Below are 19518 nucleotides of genomic sequence, written 5' to 3'. Positions count from 1 at the left end.
TTGCGGAATCTTGTTTCACCGCTGTCGCTCCGCTGACCTCCGTCTGCCCAGTCGTTTCCGTACCAACGTCGATGCTGATGCACATGAAGAAGGTCCATTTCGATGGCACACATCGAGTCCGGCATCCGGAAGAGACCTGGACGCTCATCAATGGGCTGCGGGACAGATTCGGTATCACTCGGGTCGCCGATGTCACCGGTCTTGACACACTGGGCGTACCGGTGGTGATGGCCGTGCGCCCGGCGGCCAAGACTCTGACCGTCTCGCAGGGCAAGGGGGCATCGCTGCTGCTGGCCCGTGTCTCCGCGGTCATGGAGTCCGTGGAGCTGTGGCACGCCGAGTACGCGTGTCCGGCTCCCGAGCTCAGGCACACCCCCGCATGCGAGCTGGAGTTGCCGTACGACGTATGCGATCTGCAGCAGCACCACGGGAGCCTGCTGAGCGAACGGACACCGCTGGACTGGGTCATCGGCGTCGACGCCGTCAGCGGCACCAAGGCCCTGGTGCCGCGCGCCTACGTCAGGGTCGACTACCAGGTGTCCCGGGCCTGGCAGCCACCGCTCCTCCACGGCTCCACCAACGGCCTGGCCAGCGGAAACACTTACGACGAGGCGTTGGCGCACGCGCTGTACGAGGTCATCGAGCGGGACTGCACGGCCACCATCGGCTCGCTGCCCGTGGCCGGGCGGCGGCATGTGGATCCGTCGAGCGTGGACGACCCGCTGTGCGCGACGGTGCTCGGGCGGATCGCGGACGCGGGCGCCTGGGTCGAGATCGTGGAGGTGCCCAACCGCTGGGGGCTGCCCTGCTTCGTCAGCTACATCTGGTCGGAGGACTTCCCGGCGCTCGCGGTCGGCTCCGGGGTGCACAGCTCACCGGCCGTGGCGCTCAGCCGCGCCGTGACGGAGTCGGCCCAGAGCCGGCTGACCGCGATCGCGGGCAGCCGCGACGACCTGGCCGCGGTGCTGTTCACGGGCGGCCCGTCGGCCGCCGGGCCGCCACCGGTCACCGAGGGCGAGATCGTCCCTTGGCAGGACGTCTCCGGGCGGGGCCGTGAGTTCGCGGAGGACACCGAGGAGACGCGCTGGCTCGCGGGCGAGGTGCACCGGGTGACCGGCCGTCCGCCCGTGGCCGTCGACCTCAGTACGGAGAGCGGCTTCAGCGTGGTCAAGGTGGTGGCGGCGGGTCTGGAGTTCGACGGCCGCCACGAGATTCCACGGCCCCTCAAGGCCGCTTCGTCGGCCACCCCCGGTCCTGTCACCAACCCCAAGGGGGGATCGTGACCGTCCATGTGTTCATCGGGCCCACCCTCTCGGCCGCCGACGTCCTGGCGGTGGCGGACCGTGCGGTGGTGCACCGCCCGGTGCGCCACGGCGATCTGCTCGCCCTGGACACGGGCGCGGCGGACACGGTGCTGATCATCGACGGGGTGTTCCACCAGACCGCCCCGGTGCGGCACAAGGAGATCATCGATGTCCTGGCCCGGCGCACCCGTGTCATCGGCGCCTCCAGCATGGGCGCGCTACGGGCCGCCGAGCTGTGGCCGTACGGCATGGAGGGCGTGGGGCTGGTCTTCGGCATGTACGCGCAGGGCGAGCTGGATTCCGACGAGGAGGTCGCGGTCGGACATCTGCCGTCGGGCGAACACCGGCAGCTGACCGTTCCGCTGGTCAATGTGCGGTGGACGATCTCCAACGCGGTCACCGGGAAGGCGCTGGCTGCCGAGGACGGCGCGACGCTGCTGAACGCGGCCCGGACCCTGCACTACACCGAGCGGAGCTGGGCGGCGATCGTGCACACCACCCGGCGGCTGCACCCGGCCGCCGCCGAAGCGGCCATACGCTTGCGCGAGTTCGCGGAGCGCCACCCCGACCTCTCCGACCTCAAGCGGCGTGACGCGCTGCTGGCCCTGTCGCACTGCGCGGCCCCGCGCACCGCCGCCTCCTTCCCCGGGTTCACGCCTGCCTGGATGGTGCCGCGCACGATGTATCTGGACCGCTGGCGCGGGACGTACCGCCCCGCGGTGCGTGATCGGCGCACGGCCGCGGTCTCCGAGCTCGACGTGCTGCGCTTCCAGCAGCTGTACGCGCCCGACTTCCCGCTGCGCTACCGCCGGTTCGCACTGACCCGGATCGCCGGCGTATCGCCGGCTTCCACCGACGACGGCGGCAACGACAGTGGCCTCGTGCGTGCCGCGCTGGAGGCCGCGGACCAGCGCGGCGTCTCCGCGCGGACACTGCCGCACTCCGCCTGGTCGTACTGGCTGACGCCGCGGGAACAACGCGAGGGCGGCCCCGAACACCGCCTGTCGACGCTGCTGGTGCGCTCGTTCCGGAGCGCACCCGGAGCGGTGCCCTTCCACGACGCCCCCGCGGAGCTGCGCGGTACGGACGAGGTGTGGGCCGCGAGCGCCGACGCCGTGGCGGCGGCGGACCGCCTCAACGAGCAGATGGCCCGCACCGGCGAGCGCCGCACCCCGCGCCATCTGCCGCTGCCCCTGGTCCGGCGCCACCTGGCGGACACCTGGCGCGTCGAGGAGCCCGCCGCGTTGACGGCCGTGGCGCGCGACCGGGGGTTCATCTCCCTCGGGGAGGCCGAGGACGCCGCCCGGCGGTTCGTAACTCTGCGCCGGGCGCGCGGGGATCGGCGTCCCGAAGCCCCCGCCTACTGAACGGACTATTCACCGCCCCCTGGACGAGGACCTTTCATGTTCATCTCCATTGAAAATCCGACGACCCGCTTGATAAACAAGAGCTTGGGGAAAAACGGTTCGGTCAACATAATCGCGGTATCGATATGCGGCTCCGCCGTGTGTCGCGATCGCGCTCCGCCCACGGGGGAGGACCAGATCCATGAACATCCTGATCGTCGAAGACGACGACAGAATAGCCGAGGCTCTAAAGCAGACCTTACGCGTCCACGGTTATGAATCGAATTACGTAGGCACGGGCGCGGCAGCCCTGACCCGGCTCGCGGACGCGGGCCTGGTCCTTCTCGACCTCGGTCTGCCGGACCTCGACGGCCACGAGGTCTGCCGGCGGATCCGCGAGCTGTCGTGCGTACCCGTCATCGTGCTCAGCGGCAGAACCGAGGAACTGGACCGGGTGATGGCCCTGCACATGGGCGCGGACGATTTCGTCGCCAAACCCTTCAGCCGCTATGAGTTGGTGGCCCGCATCCAGGCCGTTCTGCGCAGGGCGGGGGGCTGTCCCCAGCACGCAGCCGACCCGGCGGCCCCCGCCCCGGTCCCCCTGGAAACGTCCCTTCCGGAACCGGAGCCGCACGGTCCGGAGCAGCCCCCGCTGCAGCCTCCGCTCCAGCCCCCACTGCAGGTCGGCCCGATCCAGCTGGACCCGCGCACCCGCAAGCTGTTCGTCGACGGCTCGGAAGTGCACATCACCCGCAAGGAGTTCGACCTGCTGGCGATGTTGCTCGAAGAGCCCGGAGCGGTGATGGAGCGCCAGGACATCATGTGCCGGGTGTGGGACGAGAACTGGTTCGGCTCCACCCGGACCCTCGACGTCCATGTGGGCTCGCTGCGCGGCAAGCTCGGCCATACGGAGTGGATCGAGACCGTGCGCGGAGTCGGCTATCGGCTGGCGGTGCCGACCGCCGCGCACGCCTGAGACTGGACGTACCACGATGACGAAGAGGCTGCCCGCCCCCGCACCGGTCCCGGCACCGCCGCTCCCCGCTGTCGGCTCCCCCTCCATGGCCGCGGTGGCCGCCCATCAGGTGCGCGGCCCCCTGTCCTCCGTACGGCTCCGTCTGGAGCTGCTGCAGGACGCGCTGACCGACGCGGCCCATACGGCCGCCAGACGCGAGGTCTCCGGTGTGCTCCACGAGGTGGACCGCCTCTCCCATGTGCTGGAACAGGTGCTGGCCTGGGGCACCGTCGACCGCGGCGGCGACACCCCGGTCGAGACGGTCGACGTCCTGAGCGTGGCCGCGTCCCGCGTCGATGCCTGGTCGGCCCTGGCCTCGGACCGTGGCGTACGGCTGCGGATGGACGGGACCGCCGTCACCGGCAGGCACGTCCGCGGCTCCCTGGAGCAGGTCCTCGACGTCCTGCTCGACAACGCCCTGCATGTGACGCCTGGCGGGGGCAGCGTGCTCGTGGCGGTGCACACCGCCGCCTCGGAGGCCCGTGTGGAGGTCCGCGACCAGGGGCCCGGAATGACGAACGAGGAGATCTCACACGCCTGCGAACCGTTCTGGCGCGGAAGCTCCGGACGCGACCGCAAGGGAACGGGCCTCGGGCTGACGATCGCCGCGGGCCTCCTGGCCGCCTCGGGCGGCCGCCTCGAACTGGGCCGCTCCCTCGTCGGCGGGCTACGGGCGGTGGCGGTGCTGCCACGGGCGGAGTGAGCACCCGGTTCGCGTCCCGGTCGCCCGCCCTCCCCGGGCCCGCGGGCTCAGCGGGAGGGGCGCTGGTCGGTCAGGACGATGCTGGTGACCTCTCCGCGCATCCGGTCGTGGGCCATGAGGGCGGTGGTGGAGGCGGTGCGCGCGAGGTGCAGTCGGCGCGGCGGGAGGCCGGTCATCGCCGTGCATTCGCGGGTGAAATGCGCCTGGTCGCAGTAGCCGGAGGCCGCCGCGACCTGGGCCGGGACACAGCCTCGCGCCAGCAGTCGCAAGGCGCGCCGCAGCCGCAGCACGCGCGCTGCGGTCTTGGGCGGCAGGCCGATCTGCTCTCGGAACCGCTTCTCCAGCGTCCGCGACCCCCAGCCCGTGAGCGCGGTCAGCCGGCGGATCGGCACGGTGCCGCCGGTGCGTACGAGCTCCCGCCAGGCGGCCACCACGGGCGGTGCGCACGGCGGCCCGCCGGCGGCCCAGGCCGGCAGTACGGTGTCCAGCAGCTGGAACCGTTCGGGCCAGCCGGGCAGGGCCGCGAGCGCGTCGGTCAGGTCGTGGACGCGGGGGCCGAGGAGTTCGCCCGGGGTGATGGCGGTCTCGGCCAGCTCGTGCATCGCCACCCCGAACAGGGTGAAGGCCACCCATGGTTCGAGGACCACCTCCACCCCGTACAGGCTGCCGTTGTGCTCCCCCTGTCCGGCATGGGTGCCGAGCCCCTTGAGCACGGAGGTGAAGTCGGCCGCGGGCGAGGGCCGGGTCGGGTCGCTGATCCGCAGCGAGCCCTGGAAGCCGAGCATGAGGGTCACCGCCCCGATGGGCAGCTCCAGTCGGCGCCGGGGCCGGCCGAGGGCCATCCGGAAGCCGCGGTAGCCGTGCACACCCGGCCGCAGCCGCGGATGTGGCCGGGCCGCCACCGTCTCCCACGTTCGCTCGGGACAGACGCTGCGCCGCAGCCCGCCCATGGACGATTCCCCCCGGGACGATCCGAACACCCGTGACGGGTGTGATGGACAGGGCCCAGTCCAGTGGCCGGGGGATTGTTGCGCAAGCCGGATCCACGCCATCGAACAATCGCTTCAACGGCACAGAAGGGCGGGTCAGGAGTGCTCGGCGCACAGACAGCCCACGCCCTTCTCGATCCACTCCCGCCCCGCCCACTGCGGGTGCCGTTCGATCATCACCGCCCTGACCTCCTCGACGATCGTCTCCTCGCTCATGGCCGAGTCCCGGCGCACCCAGGTCTCCTCGCGCAGCGACAGGAGGTAGTCGCTGACGTCGGCGAGCAGTTGCGGGCCGCCGATGTCGCCGTGGCCGGGGACCACCACCCGCGGGTCCTCTGCTGCCAGATGCCGCATCACCTCGATCCAGCGGGTGCCGGACACATCGGTGTCGTGCGGCGGAAACCAGGGGAAGATCGCGAACTGTCCGGCCTCCGCCAGGTCTCCGGTGAACATCACCCCGGCGTCGGGAACCGTGACCACCTGATCGCCCTTGCTGTGCGCCCGGCCGGTGGCCCGCAGCCGCACCACCCGGCCGCCGAGGTCGAGGTCGTACGAGGTGTCGTAGACGAGGTCCGGAGCCACCAGTTCGACCCCCTCCAGCTGCCGGGCGACCGGCTCGCCGAGCCCTCTGAACATCTCGAGGTAGCCGGGGCCCTTGGTGGCCAGATCCTCGGCCTGCGCCTTGTTGACCAGGTACGTCGCCTCCCCGGCGAACTCCTGCGCGCCGAAGGCGTGCTCGGGGTGGAAGTGCGTCGTCGTCAGATAGAGCGTGCGGCCACCGGCGTGATCGGCCGCGAATTTCAGCACGGCGGCGGCGTTGCCCGCGCCCATTCCGGTCTCGACGACCAGTACGGAGTGCGTGCCTCCGATGATGCCGACGTTGGGCACCAGCTGTACGCCCCGGTTCGGGATCACCACCAGATCGCGGGCGAGTTCCCGCGCGTGGGCGGTCCGTACCACGGGCTCGGGCAGCCTGTATTCGGTCATGACACGGGCTCCTTTCGGGTCCGTCCCAGTCCAGCGCGGGAGGCCGGGGCGGTCCAACACCGGTTCCGCAGGCCCGATACCGCGCGGGTATCGTTGCCGGTGATGGACCTACGCTCGCTCCGCTATTTCGTGGCCGTCGCCGAGGAGCGCCACTTCGGGCGCGCCGCGGTCCGGCTGCATATGACCCAGCCGCCCCTGAGCCGGGCCGTCAAGCAGCTGGAGACCGAGCTCGGCGCGCCCCTGCTGCGCCGCTCCGCCACGGGAGTCGCGCTCACCGCCGCCGGAAGCGCGCTCTACGACGAGGCGCGTACGCTGCTGGCCGCCGCCGAGCAGGCGCGCGCCCGGGTCACCGCCGCGGCCGGTGCCGCCACCATGACCATCGGCACCCTCGCCGACAGCGCCGAACAGGCCGGTCACCGCCTCGTCGCGGCCTTCCGCCGACGCCACCCCGATATCCGTGTCGGCATCCGCGAAGCAGACTTCGCCGACCCGACCACGGGCCTGCGGGCAGGTCTCGTCGATGTCGCGCTCACCCGGACACCGTTCGACGACACCGGAATCAGCACCCATGTGCTGCGCTCCGACCCGGTCGGGGCGGTGCTGCGCACCGAGGACCCGCTCGCCCGCCAGGCCACGCTGCGCCTGCGCGATCTCGCCGGGCGCCCGTGGTTCCGGCTGCCCGAGGGCACCGATCCCCTCTGGGCCGCCTACTGGACCGGCGCCATGTCCACCGGTGAGCTCCGGGACGGCCCCGTGGTGCGCACGGCCCAGGAGTGTCAGCAGGCCGTGCTCTGGAACGGTACGGTCGGGCTGATGCCCCTCGCGCATACGCCGCCCGACGGGCTCACCGTCGTGCCGCTGGCCGACATGCCACCCAGCCGACTCGTCGTCGCCTGGAAAACCGCCGACGCCGCCCCGCTCGTCCGCTCGTTCGTCGGCATCGCCGCGGCCCTCTACCGCTCAGAGCCGTGCCACAGCGCTGCTCTGCGGTAGACGGAGGCGCGGTCGACGAGGTGTGGGCGGGCGCGCAGGGTGGTCAGCTCGTGGTGCCCGGAGCGGCCTGGTGGCTACCCGCGGCCCAGGAGGCGAGGATGCGCAGGCCGTCGTGCGTGGGCGTGCCCGGTTTCGCGGTCCAGATCACCAGCTGCTGGTCCGGGTCGGTGCTGGCGGTGAGCGTGTCCCATTCGAGGATGAGCGTGCCGGCCACGGGGTGGTTCAGCGTCTTGGTGCCCACGGTGCGCGCGGCCACATGGCGAGCCGCCCACCACTGGCGGAAATCCGGGTCCCGCTCCGACAGTTCGTTCACCAGCGCGGTGAGGCGTGGGGAGCCGGTGCTGTGGGCCGCCTCCATACGCAGCTGGGCCACGGTGATCAGGGCCGTGTCCTCCCAGTCCGCGTACAGGTCTTTCATACGGTCGCTGAAGACCATCTTCGCGTAGTTGCGGTCCTCGGGCGGGATCTGCCCGAAGTCGCCGACCAGGGCGGCGGCCAGCGGATTCCACGCGAGCACGTCCATCTGGCGGCCGAGGACCATGGCCGGGATCGAGACGAGGTCGTCCAGCAGCCGCTGCAACTGCGGATTGACCGTCTGCACCTCATGCCGACGGCACCGGCCGGTCTCCCGGCCCGCCAGCTCGAACACGTACGCGCGCTGGTCCTCGTTCAGCCGCAGAACACGCGCGATGGCGGACAGCACCGGCTCGGACACCTGCATACGGCCCTGTTCCAGGCGGGTGTAGTAGTCGGTGCTGATCGCGGCCAACATGGCCACTTCCTCGCGGCGCAGCCCCGGCACCCGCCGGTGCGCACCGCTGTCGGGCAGCCCCACGGAGCGGGGGGTCAGCTCGGCGCGCCGGGTCTTGAGGAACTGTCCCAGCTCGATGGCTGCGCTGCGCGTCATGCCAGCCATTTTCACAGAAATCGACCGCTGCGCGAATGGCTGGGCCACCGCTCCGGAACAGGGACAGGGCCAGGGGCTGAGGGGGAGAGTTTTCTCCCTGGTTGATTGCCTTCCGCGGTGGAACTCTCCTCTGTACGGGCACATGGGGGCACGGGCTCGAGAACGCCGGGAACGCCGAGAAGAAAGCACGCACGATGGAACTGCTGAAGCCACCGCCGACCATGAAACTGCCCGCCGAGTGGTTCACCGGCGACGCCTGGGCCGATGTGATCCACCGGGGCGAGGAGCCCTCCCGAGCCCGGGCCAACATGGTCAGGTTCTCGCCCGGCGCCCGTACCGCCTGGCATTCGCACGGCCTGGGCCAGACCCTCTACATCGTCGAGGGCATCGCGCTGATCCAGTCCCGCGGTGGCGACATCCTCGAGGCCCACCCCGGCGATGTCGTCTACACGCCCCCGGGCGAGCAGCACTGGCACGGCGCCGCTCCCGACCGGTTCATGGCCCATCTCGCGCTGTGGGAGACCGACGAGGTCTCCTGGCTGGAGCATGTCACCGACGCCGAGTACGGCGGCCCGCGCGTCAGCACCCACACCCGCCCCTGACGCGATCGCATACCCGAGGGCCGTATCACCCACATCACTCGCAAGACCGGTATCGCGAAGGAGACGAGCCGATGACGACATGGACGAGCGACGAGCTCAGCAACATCGCGGCGGCCGACGAACTCGAGATGGCTCCGCTCCGCGGGGACGGCACACCGCGCACAGCGGTGCCGATCTGGGTGGTCCGCGACGGCGACGACCTCTACGTCCGCTCCTTCCGGGGCAGCGGCGGCGCCTGGTACCGCGCCGCCCAGGCCAGCCACGCGGGCCACATCACCTCCGGTGGCGTCGACAAGGACGTCACCCTCGTCGAGGCGCCCGACCCCGGCGTCAACGACCGCATCGACGCCGCGTACCGCTCCAAGTACAGCCGCTACAGCGGAACGTACGTCAGGCCCATGGTCGCGGACACGGCGCGCGCCACGACGCTCAAGCTCGTACCGCGCTGAACCGGCCCGGCCACACGCCCTCCGCGGAAAACCCGCTCGGCCCGGCCGCCGCCGACGGCTACCGTGGTCTCGGCCGGGAGGGTGCCCGGTGCGCAGGCGGCGGATACTTCTGGATCAACGATCCTCGCGGGTTCGAATCCCGCCACCGGCCCGATGGCCGGCGTGGCCGAGCGGCCGAAGGCAAAGGCACCGCAGCCGACTCTCGATCTCGGGCGCCCTCCCCCGGCGTGCCCGGGCCTTCGATATGAGCCAGATGCACCCGCTCGGGGGTAAACGCCCTTGCGAGCGGAAATGCTCTGACGAAGTGCGGTGGTCGAGTCACCGCGCAGGTCCAGGAAGGTTCGAAGGCTCAGGGGGGAGGCGACCGCGGCATGGGCGGCGCCTTGTACCTGGAGCCGCGGTTGGGGCCAAGGCTCGGATCGCTGCTGGAGTCGGACCGTCTGCTGCACACCCTCGCCGACGCGCTCGGTTCGCCGCTGGGCGTGGTGCTGCCCGACCAGCTCGCCGAGAACGTGGAGCGGTTCCGCTCGGTGTACCGCGGCCACCACCTCACGGGCCAGATCTTCCTGGCCCACAAGGCAAACCGGTCCAGCGCCCTGCTGCGGCGCCTCGCCGCCACCGGCGCGGGGGTCGACGTCGCCTCGCTCGGCGAGTTGCAGCACGCCCTGAGCTGCGGATTCGCCCCGTCCCTGATCACGGCCACCGGGCCGAAGGACCCGCGGTTCCTGTGGCTGGCCGCGCGGACCGGGGCCACCGTGAGCCTCGACTCCCCCGCCGAACTCGACCAGCTCGTCACCCTGACGCGCGCCCACGGCCTGCCGCGCGTCCGGGTGCTGCTGCGGCTGTCGGGGTTCGAGTCGTCGGGCGTCAAGGTGCTGACGCGCCGCAGCCGCTTCGGTACGCCCGTACCGGAGCTGGACACCGTACTGGACACCCTCAAGCGGTACGCCGACGCGGTGGAGCTGACCGGTGTCGCCTATCACCTCGACACCACGTCCGCCGCCGAGAAGGCGGTCGCCCTCGAAGGCTGTCTGCTGGCCCTGGAGGAGTGTCGCGGCCGGGGCCTGACGCCGCGGGCCGTCGACATCGGCGGCGGTTTCGGGGTCAACTACCTCGCCGACCGTATGCAGTGGGAGCGGTACACGACCGAGCTCGCCCAGGCCGTCCTGGGCACCCGCCCGCCGCTGACCTGGGGCGGCCATGGCTACGGGCTGCGCGAGGACGGCGGCACGCTGCGCGGCGCGCTCGGGGTGTACCCGGCGTATCGTCCGGTGGCCGGTGAGCGGTATCTGGACGATCTGCTGTCCCGCCCGGCCACCGCCTTCGGTGGCCGTCCGCTGGCCACGCTGCTTCTGGAACACCTCTACGACCTGCACACCGAACCCGGCCGCGCCCTGCTCGACCAGTGCGGGGTGACCCTGGTGCGGGTGCTGGAGGCCCGGGACGTGGGGGCGGGCCCGCTGTGGGTGCGGCTCGCGGCCACGGCGGGCGACATCGGTCTTGAGGAACACGGCATCCTCATGGACCCCGTCCTGCTGCCACGCGAGCCGGGCGAGCCAGGCGAACCGGGCACGTCCGGCGTGCCCGGCGGACCCGGCGTGCCCGGCGGACCCGGCGGAGCCGGCGGACCCGTGGAGACGTATCTGTTCGGAAGTCTGTGCCTGGAGTCCGACCTGATCACCCGGCGGGTGGTGCATCTGCCGCGCCGCCCCGCACCCGGCGATCTGCTGGCCTTTGTGAACACGGCCGGGTACTGCATGGACTTCCACGCCACGCAGGCGCAACGGCAGCCCGTCGCCCGCAAGGTGGCCGCCTGGCAGGACCGCGCCGGGTGGGGCTGGTGTCTGGACGAGGAGTACTGGCCGATCACACCTCCTGGGGGACAGCAGTGAGGTACGACAGCATCACCGGCGCCATCGGAAACACCCCGCTGGTCCTTATCGACCCGGCCGTGCACGGACTGCGCCATATCGATCTGTACGCCAAGCTCGAACTGCTCAACCCCTTCGGATCGGTCAAGGACCGGGCCGCATGGCATATGGCGCGCCCACAACTGGCCGCCGCCATGGCGGCCGACAGCCAGGTCGTCGAGCTCTCCAGCGGAAACACGGCCAAGGCGCTCGCCGTGATCGCGGGCATGCACGGGCTGTCCTTCAAGAGCGTGACCAACCGGATGCGGGTGCCGGAGATCAAGGATCTACTTCTGCTGCTGGGCGCGGAGATCGAGGAGTTGCCGGGGCAGAGCGAGTGTCTGGACCCGACGGCGACGGACGACCCGCTCACCGTCTTCCACCGCACGCTCGCCGCGTCCGGCAGCGCCTATCTCCACACCGACCAGTACTTCAACGCCCGTAACACCGAGGCCCATATAACCGGTACCGGGCCGGAGATCGTCAAGGATCTGGACGGCAAGGCCCCGGACTGGTTCATCGCCTGCGTGGGCACCGCCGGATCCTCCACCGGCGTCGCCCGTGTGCTGCGCGAGCACGACCCCGGGGTGCGGGTCGTCGGCCTGGTGGCGGCCAAGTCCGACTTCATCCCGGGCATCCGCACCCTCGACGAGGTGCACGAGGTCGGGCTGTTCGACCCGGACACCTACGACACCATCGAGTCCGTCAGCGCGGACGAGGCCATCGACGGACTGCTGACCCTGAACCGCCGCTGCGGCATCATGGCGGGGCCCACCGGTGGCGCCGCGTACGTCGGCGCCGTACGCCATCTGCGCGCGTACGACGAGAAGATATGCGCCGAGAAGAGGTGTGGCGAGAAGACGGGCGGTGAGCAGCCGTCGGAGCCGGGGGGCGGCCGCGGGACCGCCGTGTTCATCGTCTGCGACCGGGTGGAGAGCTATCTGAGCTACGTCCGGCAGCGGCGCCCGGAGCTGCTGGGCCGCCCACGCCGGAGGTACTCCGCCGCCGACGTGTCCGACGCCGAGGTGCTGGCCGCCCCGTCCATCACGGTCCCCGACGCGCGGGCGTGGATCGATCGGGAGGGGCCGCTGGTGGTCGATCTGCGCAGCCCGTACGCGTACGCCGCGCTGCATATCGCCGGCTCGGTGAACATCGTGGACGAGCTGTTCGAGGAGCTGGTCCACGGCGGCCTGCCCTTCAGCCGCAGCCGGCCGGTGCTGCTGGCCTGCCCGGTGGGCGAGAAGTCCGCCCGGTACGCGGCGCTGCTGACCCGCATGGGCCACCCCGACATACGCAGCCTCGAAGGCGGGATCATCGCCTGGCGCGACGCCGGCGCACCGCTCGTACGGGACTGAGGTGACCGCCGTGCCGGAAGCGCCGGAAGGGCCGGAAGCGCCGGAAGTGCTGAAGGCACTGGAAGAGCTGCGGGAGTGGCAGCGCCGGCTGCGCGCCCAGTTCCCGATCGTCACCGGCCACCCGGACCTGGTCTACCTGGACAGCGCGGCCACCGCGCAGAAGCCGCAGGCCGTGCTCGACGCCGTCTGGGCCTATCTCACCACCACCAACGCCAACGCCGGGCGCGCCACCTACCCCTGGGCCAACCGGACCACGACGCTGGTCGAGGAGGCCCGGGACCGGATCAAGGAGTTTCTGCACGACCCGGCCCCTGAGAGGTCGTGCACACACTTCACCAGCGGTACGACGGAGGGTTTGCGGACCGTGGCCCGCGACTGGCTCCCGGAGTTTCTGGCCGACGGGGACGAGATCGTCGTCCCCGTGGCGGACCACCAGGCGAACATCTCCCCCTGGCTGGAGGCGCAGCGACTGCTGGCCCGCCAGGGTGTCCGGGTGTCCGTCGTCGAGATGCCGTATCAGAAGGGTTCGGGCGACTACGACCATCGCGCCCTGGCCGCACTCGCCGGGCCCCGGACCCGGTTTGTCGCCGTCACGCATGTCCACCACGTCTACGGCGCGGACATGAACGTCCACCGCATCCGCCAGGCCGTCGGCCCTCAGGCGGTCATCTGCCTGGACGCCGCCCAGGGCGTGGGCCATCTGCCGGTCTCCGTGGCCGACCTCGACGTGGACTTCGTCGCCTTCTCCGGGCACAAGGCCCTGGCCCTGCCGGGCTCGGGCGCGGTGTGGGCCCGGCAGGCGCGCGGGCCGGAATTCCGGCCCGGCGGCTGGAGCGGCACCCCGAACACCGCGGGCATCGTCTCCCTGGCCGCCGCGCTCGACTGGCTGGACGCGGCGGGCCTCGACCGGATCGAACGCTGGACCATGGCCCTGGCGGCCCGGCTGACCGACGGGCTGCGGCGGTTGGACGCGTACGAGGTGCTGGGCTGCCGGACCAGCCTCGCCGCGGACTCGACCGTGCAACGGCGCCAGGGCATCGTCGCCTTCCGGCATCGCGAAATCACCTCCGGCGACCTGGGGTTCATCCTCTTCAGCCATGGCTTCATGGTCCGCTCCGACAGCCACTGTCAGGGCAGCGCGGGCGAACGGACCGGGTCGGTGCGGGTGAGTCTGCACCTCCACAACACCCCTGAGGAGATCGAGCGGCTGCTCGATGTGTTGCGCGGGCTTCAGTGAAGCTCATGGATCAAACTCAGCGAATCGGGTGAATTCTCCGGCCAGATGTGAATGGGAACCGTTTCCATCTGTAGGCTTCAGGCGCGCCGAGAACAGCGCAAAGCAGCAGAGAACAGCAAGGTGGTACGACCCGATGGGGCTGAGCAGGGCCGCGGCCGAGCGGTGGGTAGGGCGCTGGGAGCGTCAGCAGCAGCGCTACGCGGTCGACCGCGAGGAACGGTTCACCGTGATCGCCGACGTAGTGCAGCACAGCACGGCCGACCGGCCGCGCCCGCTGATCGTCGACCTCGGCTGCGGCCCCGGGTCGCTGACCGCCCGGCTGGCCGAGCGGATGCCGGCCGCGGAGATCGTCGCGGTGGACCGTGATCCCCTGCTGCTGGCCCTCGCCCGCACCCGCCACGCCGCCGCGGCACGCTATGTCGAGGCGGTCATCGGCGAGCCGGGGTGGACCGACGTACTGGGCCTGCACGGCCCCCTGGACGCCGCGGTCTCCACGACGGCGCTGCACTGCCTCACCGAGGAGCCGCTGCGCCGGACCTACCAGCGGCTCGCCGCCCTGCTGCGCCCCGGCGGCGTCCTCGTCAACGCCGATCACTTCCCACCGGACGACACCCAGCCGGCGCGGATCGCCGCCCATGTCGGGGCGCGGCGCTCCGAGCGGCTGCGCGCGTTCGCCCACGAGGACTGGGACTCCTGGTGGGCCGCCACGGCCCAGGACCCGGAGCTGGCCGGGCTGCTCGCCGAGCGCCGCGAGAGCCGGCGACCAGCACACCAGCAGGACACGGGGGTCGGCCACAACGGCCTGTGTCTGTCGCGGCATATCGCGCTGCTACGGCAGGCGGGGTTCGCCCAGGCCGGGCCGGTCTGGCAGTTCGGGGACAGCCATGTCCTCGTCGCCGTCCGCCCCTGACCCCAGCGGCGGCATGGTCAGCGGGCGCGCCCCGGCGGAGGCGCGGCGACGCTGTCGCGTACGACGATGTGGGTGCCGAGCACATGGTGGGCGCCCGCGGCGTGTTCGGGGTCGTGCAGGGCGATGCGTACGGCGGCGCGGCCAAGTTCCTCGGCGGGGGTGCGGACCGTGGTGAGCGGGGGGTTGAAGTCCTCGGCGAGCGGGATGTCGTTGTAGCCGACGACGGAGATGTCGTCGGGGACGCGCAGACCCGCCTCGGCGATGGCGCGCAGGGCCCCGGCGGCCACCATGTCGTCCCCGGCGAACACGGCGGTGAACTCCGGTGTGCCGTCGAGGAGTTCGGTCATCGCGCGGTGCCCGGCGGCACGGCCCAGGCCGCAGTCGACGACATGGGCTGCCTCGGGTGGCAGACCGTGCTGGGCGAGGGCGGCCCGGTAGCCGGCGACGCGTGCGTCCAGGGCTGTGTTGCCGGGCAGCCCGCCGAGGAAGACGATCCTGCGGTGGCCCGCGGAGAGCAGATGTCCGGTGAGGGCGTGGGCCCCGGCCTCGTTGTCGAACTCGACGACCAGCGCCGGGATGTCCGGGTCAGGAGCGGGCCGTCCGCACAGCACGAGCCGGGCGCCGGAGGAGTCGAGGGCCTGCGCGTAGTGGGCGACGCGCTCACGGTAGGCGTCGTCCTCGACCACCCCGCCCACCAGGATCACCAGCCGGGCGCCCTCCTCCCGCATGAGCTGCACGATCTCCAGCTCGCGCTGCGGGTTGCCGCCCGTGGTGCCCACCAGACACAGCCAGCCGCGCGCGGCCGCCTCCGCCTCCACACCCTCGGCCACCTGTGCGTAGAAGGGGCTGGTGACCTGGCGCAACACGACCGCGACCATCTTGCGGCCACCGCCCACCAGGGCGCGGGCATGGGCATTGGCGACGTAGTCCAGGGCCCGCGCCGCGCGCATGACCCGGGTGCGGGTGGCCGGCGGGACCGGGTAGTTCCCGCTCAGCACGCGCGAGACCGTGGCCACGGACACGCCCGCCCGCTCCGCCACCTCACGGATCGTGACCCGCCCCTTTGCCGCCATCGCGCTCCCCGCTCTCCTCGCCGCGTACGTGTCCGCGACCATTGTGTCGCCCGGCCGTCGCCGCTGCCGTCGCCCGTCCTGGACCTGGGTGCCCCTGGTGGATGAACGCCGCCCAGACCGGTAGACGTTCGAGCCCTGGGCGCCGGATCTCGCGCAGCAGCGCGCCGGTCAGCGAGCCCGGATTTTCACGGTCCGGGTCGAGCATCCACAGCTGAGCCGCTCTGAGCGCGTCCGCCAGCCCCTGCCCCTCGACGGTCAGGTAGTGGTGGAACACCGCCATCATCAGCGCCGAGGCCCCGTCCTGAGCGGTCCACCGCGATCCCACAACGTTGCGTGCCCCACCCGAGACGAAGGCTGTCGTCAGGGTCAGGGCCTCGTCGTGGTCACGGGTGCTGAGGTCGGTCTCGCAGGCACTCAGGACCACCAGCGGCCCCTGTGCGCCGGGCTGTTCGCGCCACGGTCGGTCGAGCAGCCGGGTCACGGTCAGCATGCCCCGGTCCGGCGCGGCCCCGGGGCCGCCCTCCTCGGCCGGCAGCACGTCGGTGCCGTCCGGAAAGGCGAGATGCAGCGCCGACACCGTCGGACGCACCCCCGCGGAGCCGTGCGAGGCCACATGCAGCAGCGAGGGAGCCTTGGAAGGATCGGACAGGAGCGCGAGCACCTCGTCGGGGGTGCCGGCCGCCACCGGCTCCACGGGCGGGTCGTAGAACTCACCGTACAGACGCGCCTGCGGGTAGCAGGCCTCGTAGAGCGCCGTGGCCTCCAGCTCGGCGTAGGTCAGCTCCTGCCGGGGATCGGCGATCAGGACCACGGCGCCGGTCGTGTCCCGGCCGGCGCGCTTCACGGTGCGCAGGAACTGGCCGCCGGACGCCGCGTAACTGATGACGGCGATCTGGCAGACGTAGTCGTGGGGCGCCGCCGCGGGCAGGCGTGCGGCGTGCCAGGGGACGACGCCCAGGCGGCCACACGGCACGAGGACGATCCTGGGCGGGCCCGAACGGTTTTCGCGGCGGCTCTGGCCGGCGGTGAGGTGCCGCGTGACGGCTGTGAGGATGTCGTCGAGTGCCGCCCGGTACGCCCAGTCGCAGAGCGACGACAGGGCCTCCTCCCAGGCATGTTCGGCGGCCGGTTCGCCGAGCCGCTTGGACCGTTCGGCGGCGGCGTCGAGGTAGCGCTCAAGGGGACCGCTCTCGGTCGCGGACAGCAGCGGAAGGCCGCCTATGCCGACGCCGAAGTCCGCCCCCACGACGATCCCTACGCCGGGTGCGTCGCCTTCGCCGGGCAGCAGATATACCAGCGCATCCGCTCCGCCCTCGGCGACACCGTCCGCCAGCTCATTGAGCGTGGGCGTGGCGAACAGGCCGTGCTGCCGGTAGCCGAGCGCCTCCAGGGCGCGGCGGCGCAGGGTGCTGCGCAGCTCGCCGGGGGGCCCGTCGGGCTCCCCGGCGTCGGCCGTGCCGGCCTTTCGCCATGCCTCGGCAAGCTCCTGCTCCCCGCGCGCTTCGAGGAGTTCGGGCACGGTACGGGACGTGGACGCGGCGTGCAGCACGAGGGCGCGGCCCAGCTCAAGGGCAGCCACCGCCTCCTCCGCCTGGTTTTGCGACGCGGCCCAGGTGGCCGCCATGACGCTGCGCGCGGCGCCGGCGCGAGCCGTCAACAGGCCGTGCTCCGAACCCAGTTGCAGGAGTACGTCGGCTGCGAGTGTGTTCAGGGCCTCTTTTGCGGTGGCCGCGGCGGATGCCTGATCCGCCGGGTCCCGCGTGTGGTGCCAGCGGGCTCGGTATGCCTCCGCCAGCATCCACTGGGCCTTGGCGGCGAACCGGGGCCTTTGGCCCTGCCGTATGTCGTCGCACACCCGCCTCAGTTCGGCGATGAGAGGGTCGAGATCCGGGAGGTCGCGGGTGAGGGTGTACCGGACCATCAGGGACTGTGCGGAGTCCCACCGCTGACTCGTCGAAGCGTCAGGCGGCGCGACGGTGGCATGCCGCAGCTTTGCCGGGTCGCCGGTGACCCGGGCTCGTACGGCATCGGGGCCGGTGGCGTGCCGGGAGAGCGACTCCCTGATGAACGCGGGGGCGTGCGCCGCGGCTGCCAGGCTCTGTTCGTGGTGGTCGGCGCCACGCAACCGCATGTCGTCGTCGTTCGTGAGGTTGCCGAGCGAGAGGCATGCCTGGGCCAGGGCCAGCTGGATCTGGAAGCGGAATCCGTTGTCCGGCGGAGTGTCCGCCTCAAGTGCCTCGAGCTCGCCGAGGAGGGCCCGCACCGTAGCCGCGTCCTCCGCCTTGTAGGCCGCGTCGATCCGGCTCATCAGGGGGTAGACACGGACCGCGACCGCGAATTCGGCGGTTACCGGAGTCGTGGAGGCCGCTGCGAACGACTGCATCTGGTCGGCCAACGCCGTCACGTACTCGTGACCGAGGGACTGGTCCTGGAGGTTGCCGCCGACACTCTCCCCCGCCTGCAGCAGCATGCCGATGAAATTCTCGATGGACACGCTCGCCTCATGGCCGGGCGGCAGCTTTCCGTGTGCGGCGCGCAGCCGCCGCAGTGCCCGGTTGATGGCCTCCGGGTCGCCGCCTCGCAAGGCTGCGAGTGCGTCGAGCGCTGAGGGCATCATGGCGTCCATGGCGACGACATCGGGGTCGTCGTCGGCCGCGGCCGACGTACGGGCTCGGCCCCGCTGCGGGCCGGAGGGGTCCGGAGGGGCAGTCGGCTCCGGACCCGCGGGGTCTTCCGCGCTCGCGGCGGGTTTGGGCCCGGCGGCGGTACGCCCGGCTGCCGACAACACGTCCGTCATCAGCCGCATCTGGTCCGCATGAGGAAAGTCTTCGGGCAACGAATCGACGAACTGGCGCAGGGCACCGGGTCCGTCGGGCCCCGAAAGTGCGGCAATCATGGTGCTCATCCGCTGCAGTTGGCCGTGCAGTTCCGGCGCCAGCGGCAACTCCTGAGCCTCGGCCAGGAGCGCCGGCATCTCGGCCACGATGGCCGCCATCTCCTCGGGCTCCTGGTACGCGCGCCAGTCGAGCATGTTGAAGAAACCGGCTTGCCCGCCCCCACCCCCTGCCAGTGGGATGGGCATCACCAGACTCAGCAGGGCCAGCGCAGCCCACCGCCGGTCGTCCGCATCCGTCGCCGCCCCGGTTCCGGTCCGGGGATCGCGGGCCTCCCGCAGCAGCAGCCGGGCCCGCTCCCGGTCCTGCGGCACGCCGCCCCTGGCGAGGTGCCGCATCGTGAGGACGGAGCCGAGCTGAACCGTCACGGTGGCCCGCAGTTCCGCGTCGTGCTGCAACAGCCGCAGCAGCTCTTCGAGTTCGGCGATCGAGCTGTCGTACACATTCGGGTCGGCATTGGGGGTGCCCGGCGGGTACAGCCGCAGAGCCCGCTTCGTGGCAGCCATCACCCAGGCACGCAGCGCCCGGACACCCCCGCCCTCCTCGATCTCCGCGTCGGTCACATCTCCCCCTCGACCTGCCGGACGTCTCTGTCTGCTGCCCCCAGTGCACAACCAGCATGCGCCCGGTGCCGCGGCGATCGGAGCGGCCGGAATTGGACGCGCGACGCGCACCCGGCGCCGGTGCCGTGGTCATCCCACGTCGGGATGACCACGGCGACCGGAGCGCCAGTGATTCAGCGCCTCTGCCACTCATTCGTTTCCGTCAGTGTTATCCACCAAAGCTCTCCGTGCTTCCTCCAGAGACTCCGCCATCTCTTCTTCGTTCACATACGGGAGCCCTT

Annotated in this window: 16 protein-coding genes; 11 read left to right on the top strand and 5 right to left on the bottom strand. The window is 71.6% G+C overall.

What is annotated here, in order from left to right:
- Positions 1-83 precede the first annotated feature (83 nt).
- The 4 genes from ACFV2X_RS38810 (at position 84) to ACFV2X_RS38795 (ending at position 4368) form a co-directional block, all read left to right on the top strand.
- Positions 84-1283: a YcaO-like family protein gene (locus tag ACFV2X_RS38810; protein ID WP_385625933.1), complete on the top strand. Its 1200-nt coding sequence runs from the start codon at positions 84-86 to the stop codon at positions 1281-1283.
- Positions 1280-2671: a TfuA-like protein gene (locus ACFV2X_RS38805; protein WP_385625932.1), complete on the top strand. Its 1392-nt coding sequence runs from the start codon at positions 1280-1282 to the stop codon at positions 2669-2671. Before ACFV2X_RS38810 ends, ACFV2X_RS38805 begins: the two co-directional genes overlap by 4 nt.
- A gap of 181 nt (positions 2672-2852) precedes the next feature.
- Positions 2853-3626, top strand: a complete 774-nt coding sequence (locus ACFV2X_RS38800) for a response regulator transcription factor (RefSeq protein ID WP_385625930.1) — start codon at positions 2853-2855, stop codon at positions 3624-3626.
- A 16-nt stretch (positions 3627-3642) separates the two neighbouring features.
- Positions 3643-4368 (top strand): sensor histidine kinase, encoded by a 726-nt coding sequence (locus ACFV2X_RS38795; protein ID WP_385625928.1) that lies wholly within the window; start codon positions 3643-3645, stop codon positions 4366-4368.
- A 47-nt stretch (positions 4369-4415) separates the two neighbouring features.
- On the opposite strand, the gene ACFV2X_RS38790 is transcribed toward ACFV2X_RS38795, so the two are convergent.
- Positions 4416-5318 carry a helix-turn-helix domain-containing protein gene (locus tag ACFV2X_RS38790; protein WP_385625926.1) on the bottom strand — a complete coding sequence of 301 codons (903 nt, stop codon included), beginning with the start codon at positions 5316-5318 and terminating at the stop codon, positions 4416-4418.
- 135 nt (positions 5319-5453) lie between these two features.
- Complete coding sequence (locus ACFV2X_RS38785; protein WP_385625925.1) at positions 5454-6344, bottom strand: MBL fold metallo-hydrolase; 891 nt, start codon at positions 6342-6344, stop codon at positions 5454-5456.
- 102 nt (positions 6345-6446) lie between these two features.
- Between ACFV2X_RS38785 and ACFV2X_RS38780 the strand changes: the two genes are divergently transcribed.
- The gene (locus ACFV2X_RS38780) at positions 6447-7337 is read left to right on the top strand and encodes a LysR family transcriptional regulator (protein WP_385625923.1); all 891 of its coding nucleotides are present in this window, start codon (positions 6447-6449) and stop codon (positions 7335-7337) included.
- A gap of 43 nt (positions 7338-7380) precedes the next feature.
- On the opposite strand, the gene ACFV2X_RS38775 is transcribed toward ACFV2X_RS38780, so the two are convergent.
- Positions 7381-8244 carry a helix-turn-helix domain-containing protein gene (locus tag ACFV2X_RS38775; protein WP_385625921.1) on the bottom strand — a complete coding sequence of 288 codons (864 nt, stop codon included), beginning with the start codon at positions 8242-8244 and terminating at the stop codon, positions 7381-7383.
- Between the two features lie 194 nt (positions 8245-8438).
- Here ACFV2X_RS38775 and ACFV2X_RS38770 point away from each other — a divergent pair, with 194 nt between their 5' ends.
- The 6 genes from ACFV2X_RS38770 to ACFV2X_RS38745 all read left to right on the top strand — a co-directional run bounded on the left by ACFV2X_RS38770 (position 8439) and on the right by ACFV2X_RS38745 (position 14707).
- On the top strand, positions 8439-8846 hold the full coding sequence (locus ACFV2X_RS38770; RefSeq protein ID WP_385625919.1) for a cupin domain-containing protein: 408 nt from the start codon (positions 8439-8441) through the stop codon (positions 8844-8846).
- 71 nt (positions 8847-8917) lie between these two features.
- Positions 8918-9295 (top strand): DUF2255 family protein, encoded by a 378-nt coding sequence (locus ACFV2X_RS38765; RefSeq protein ID WP_385625918.1) that lies wholly within the window; start codon positions 8918-8920, stop codon positions 9293-9295.
- Positions 9296-9666: 371 nt separating this feature from the next.
- Positions 9667-11187, top strand: coding sequence for an alanine racemase (locus tag ACFV2X_RS38760; protein WP_385625916.1), 1521 nt, complete (start codon positions 9667-9669; stop codon positions 11185-11187).
- Positions 11184-12560, top strand: coding sequence for a pyridoxal-phosphate dependent enzyme (locus tag ACFV2X_RS38755; RefSeq protein WP_385625915.1), 1377 nt, complete (start codon positions 11184-11186; stop codon positions 12558-12560). The genes ACFV2X_RS38760 and ACFV2X_RS38755 overlap by 4 nt, the downstream gene beginning before the upstream one ends.
- A gap of 10 nt (positions 12561-12570) precedes the next feature.
- Positions 12571-13797 (top strand): aminotransferase class V-fold PLP-dependent enzyme, encoded by a 1227-nt coding sequence (locus ACFV2X_RS38750; RefSeq protein WP_385625913.1) that lies wholly within the window; start codon positions 12571-12573, stop codon positions 13795-13797.
- A gap of 133 nt (positions 13798-13930) precedes the next feature.
- The gene (locus ACFV2X_RS38745) at positions 13931-14707 is read left to right on the top strand and encodes a class I SAM-dependent methyltransferase (RefSeq protein ID WP_385625912.1); all 777 of its coding nucleotides are present in this window, start codon (positions 13931-13933) and stop codon (positions 14705-14707) included.
- 17 nt (positions 14708-14724) lie between these two features.
- Here the strand turns inward: ACFV2X_RS38745 and ACFV2X_RS38740 are convergent, their stop codons facing one another.
- Both ACFV2X_RS38740 and ACFV2X_RS38735 read right to left on the bottom strand, forming a co-directional pair.
- Positions 14725-15780, bottom strand: coding sequence for a LacI family DNA-binding transcriptional regulator (locus ACFV2X_RS38740; protein ID WP_385625911.1), 1056 nt, complete (start codon positions 15778-15780; stop codon positions 14725-14727).
- Positions 15749-19237 (bottom strand): CHAT domain-containing protein, encoded by a 3489-nt coding sequence (locus ACFV2X_RS38735; RefSeq protein WP_385625910.1) that lies wholly within the window; start codon positions 19235-19237, stop codon positions 15749-15751. The genes ACFV2X_RS38740 and ACFV2X_RS38735 overlap by 32 nt, the downstream gene beginning before the upstream one ends.
- Positions 19238-19518 lie beyond the last annotated feature (281 nt).

It is taken from the genome of Streptomyces sp. NPDC059679 (genome assembly GCF_042734105.1).
GTDB lineage: Bacteria > Actinomycetota > Actinomycetes > Streptomycetales > Streptomycetaceae > Streptomyces.
Note: the sequence above shows the minus strand (reverse complement) of the source record. Positions and strands in the feature narration are given on the sequence as shown.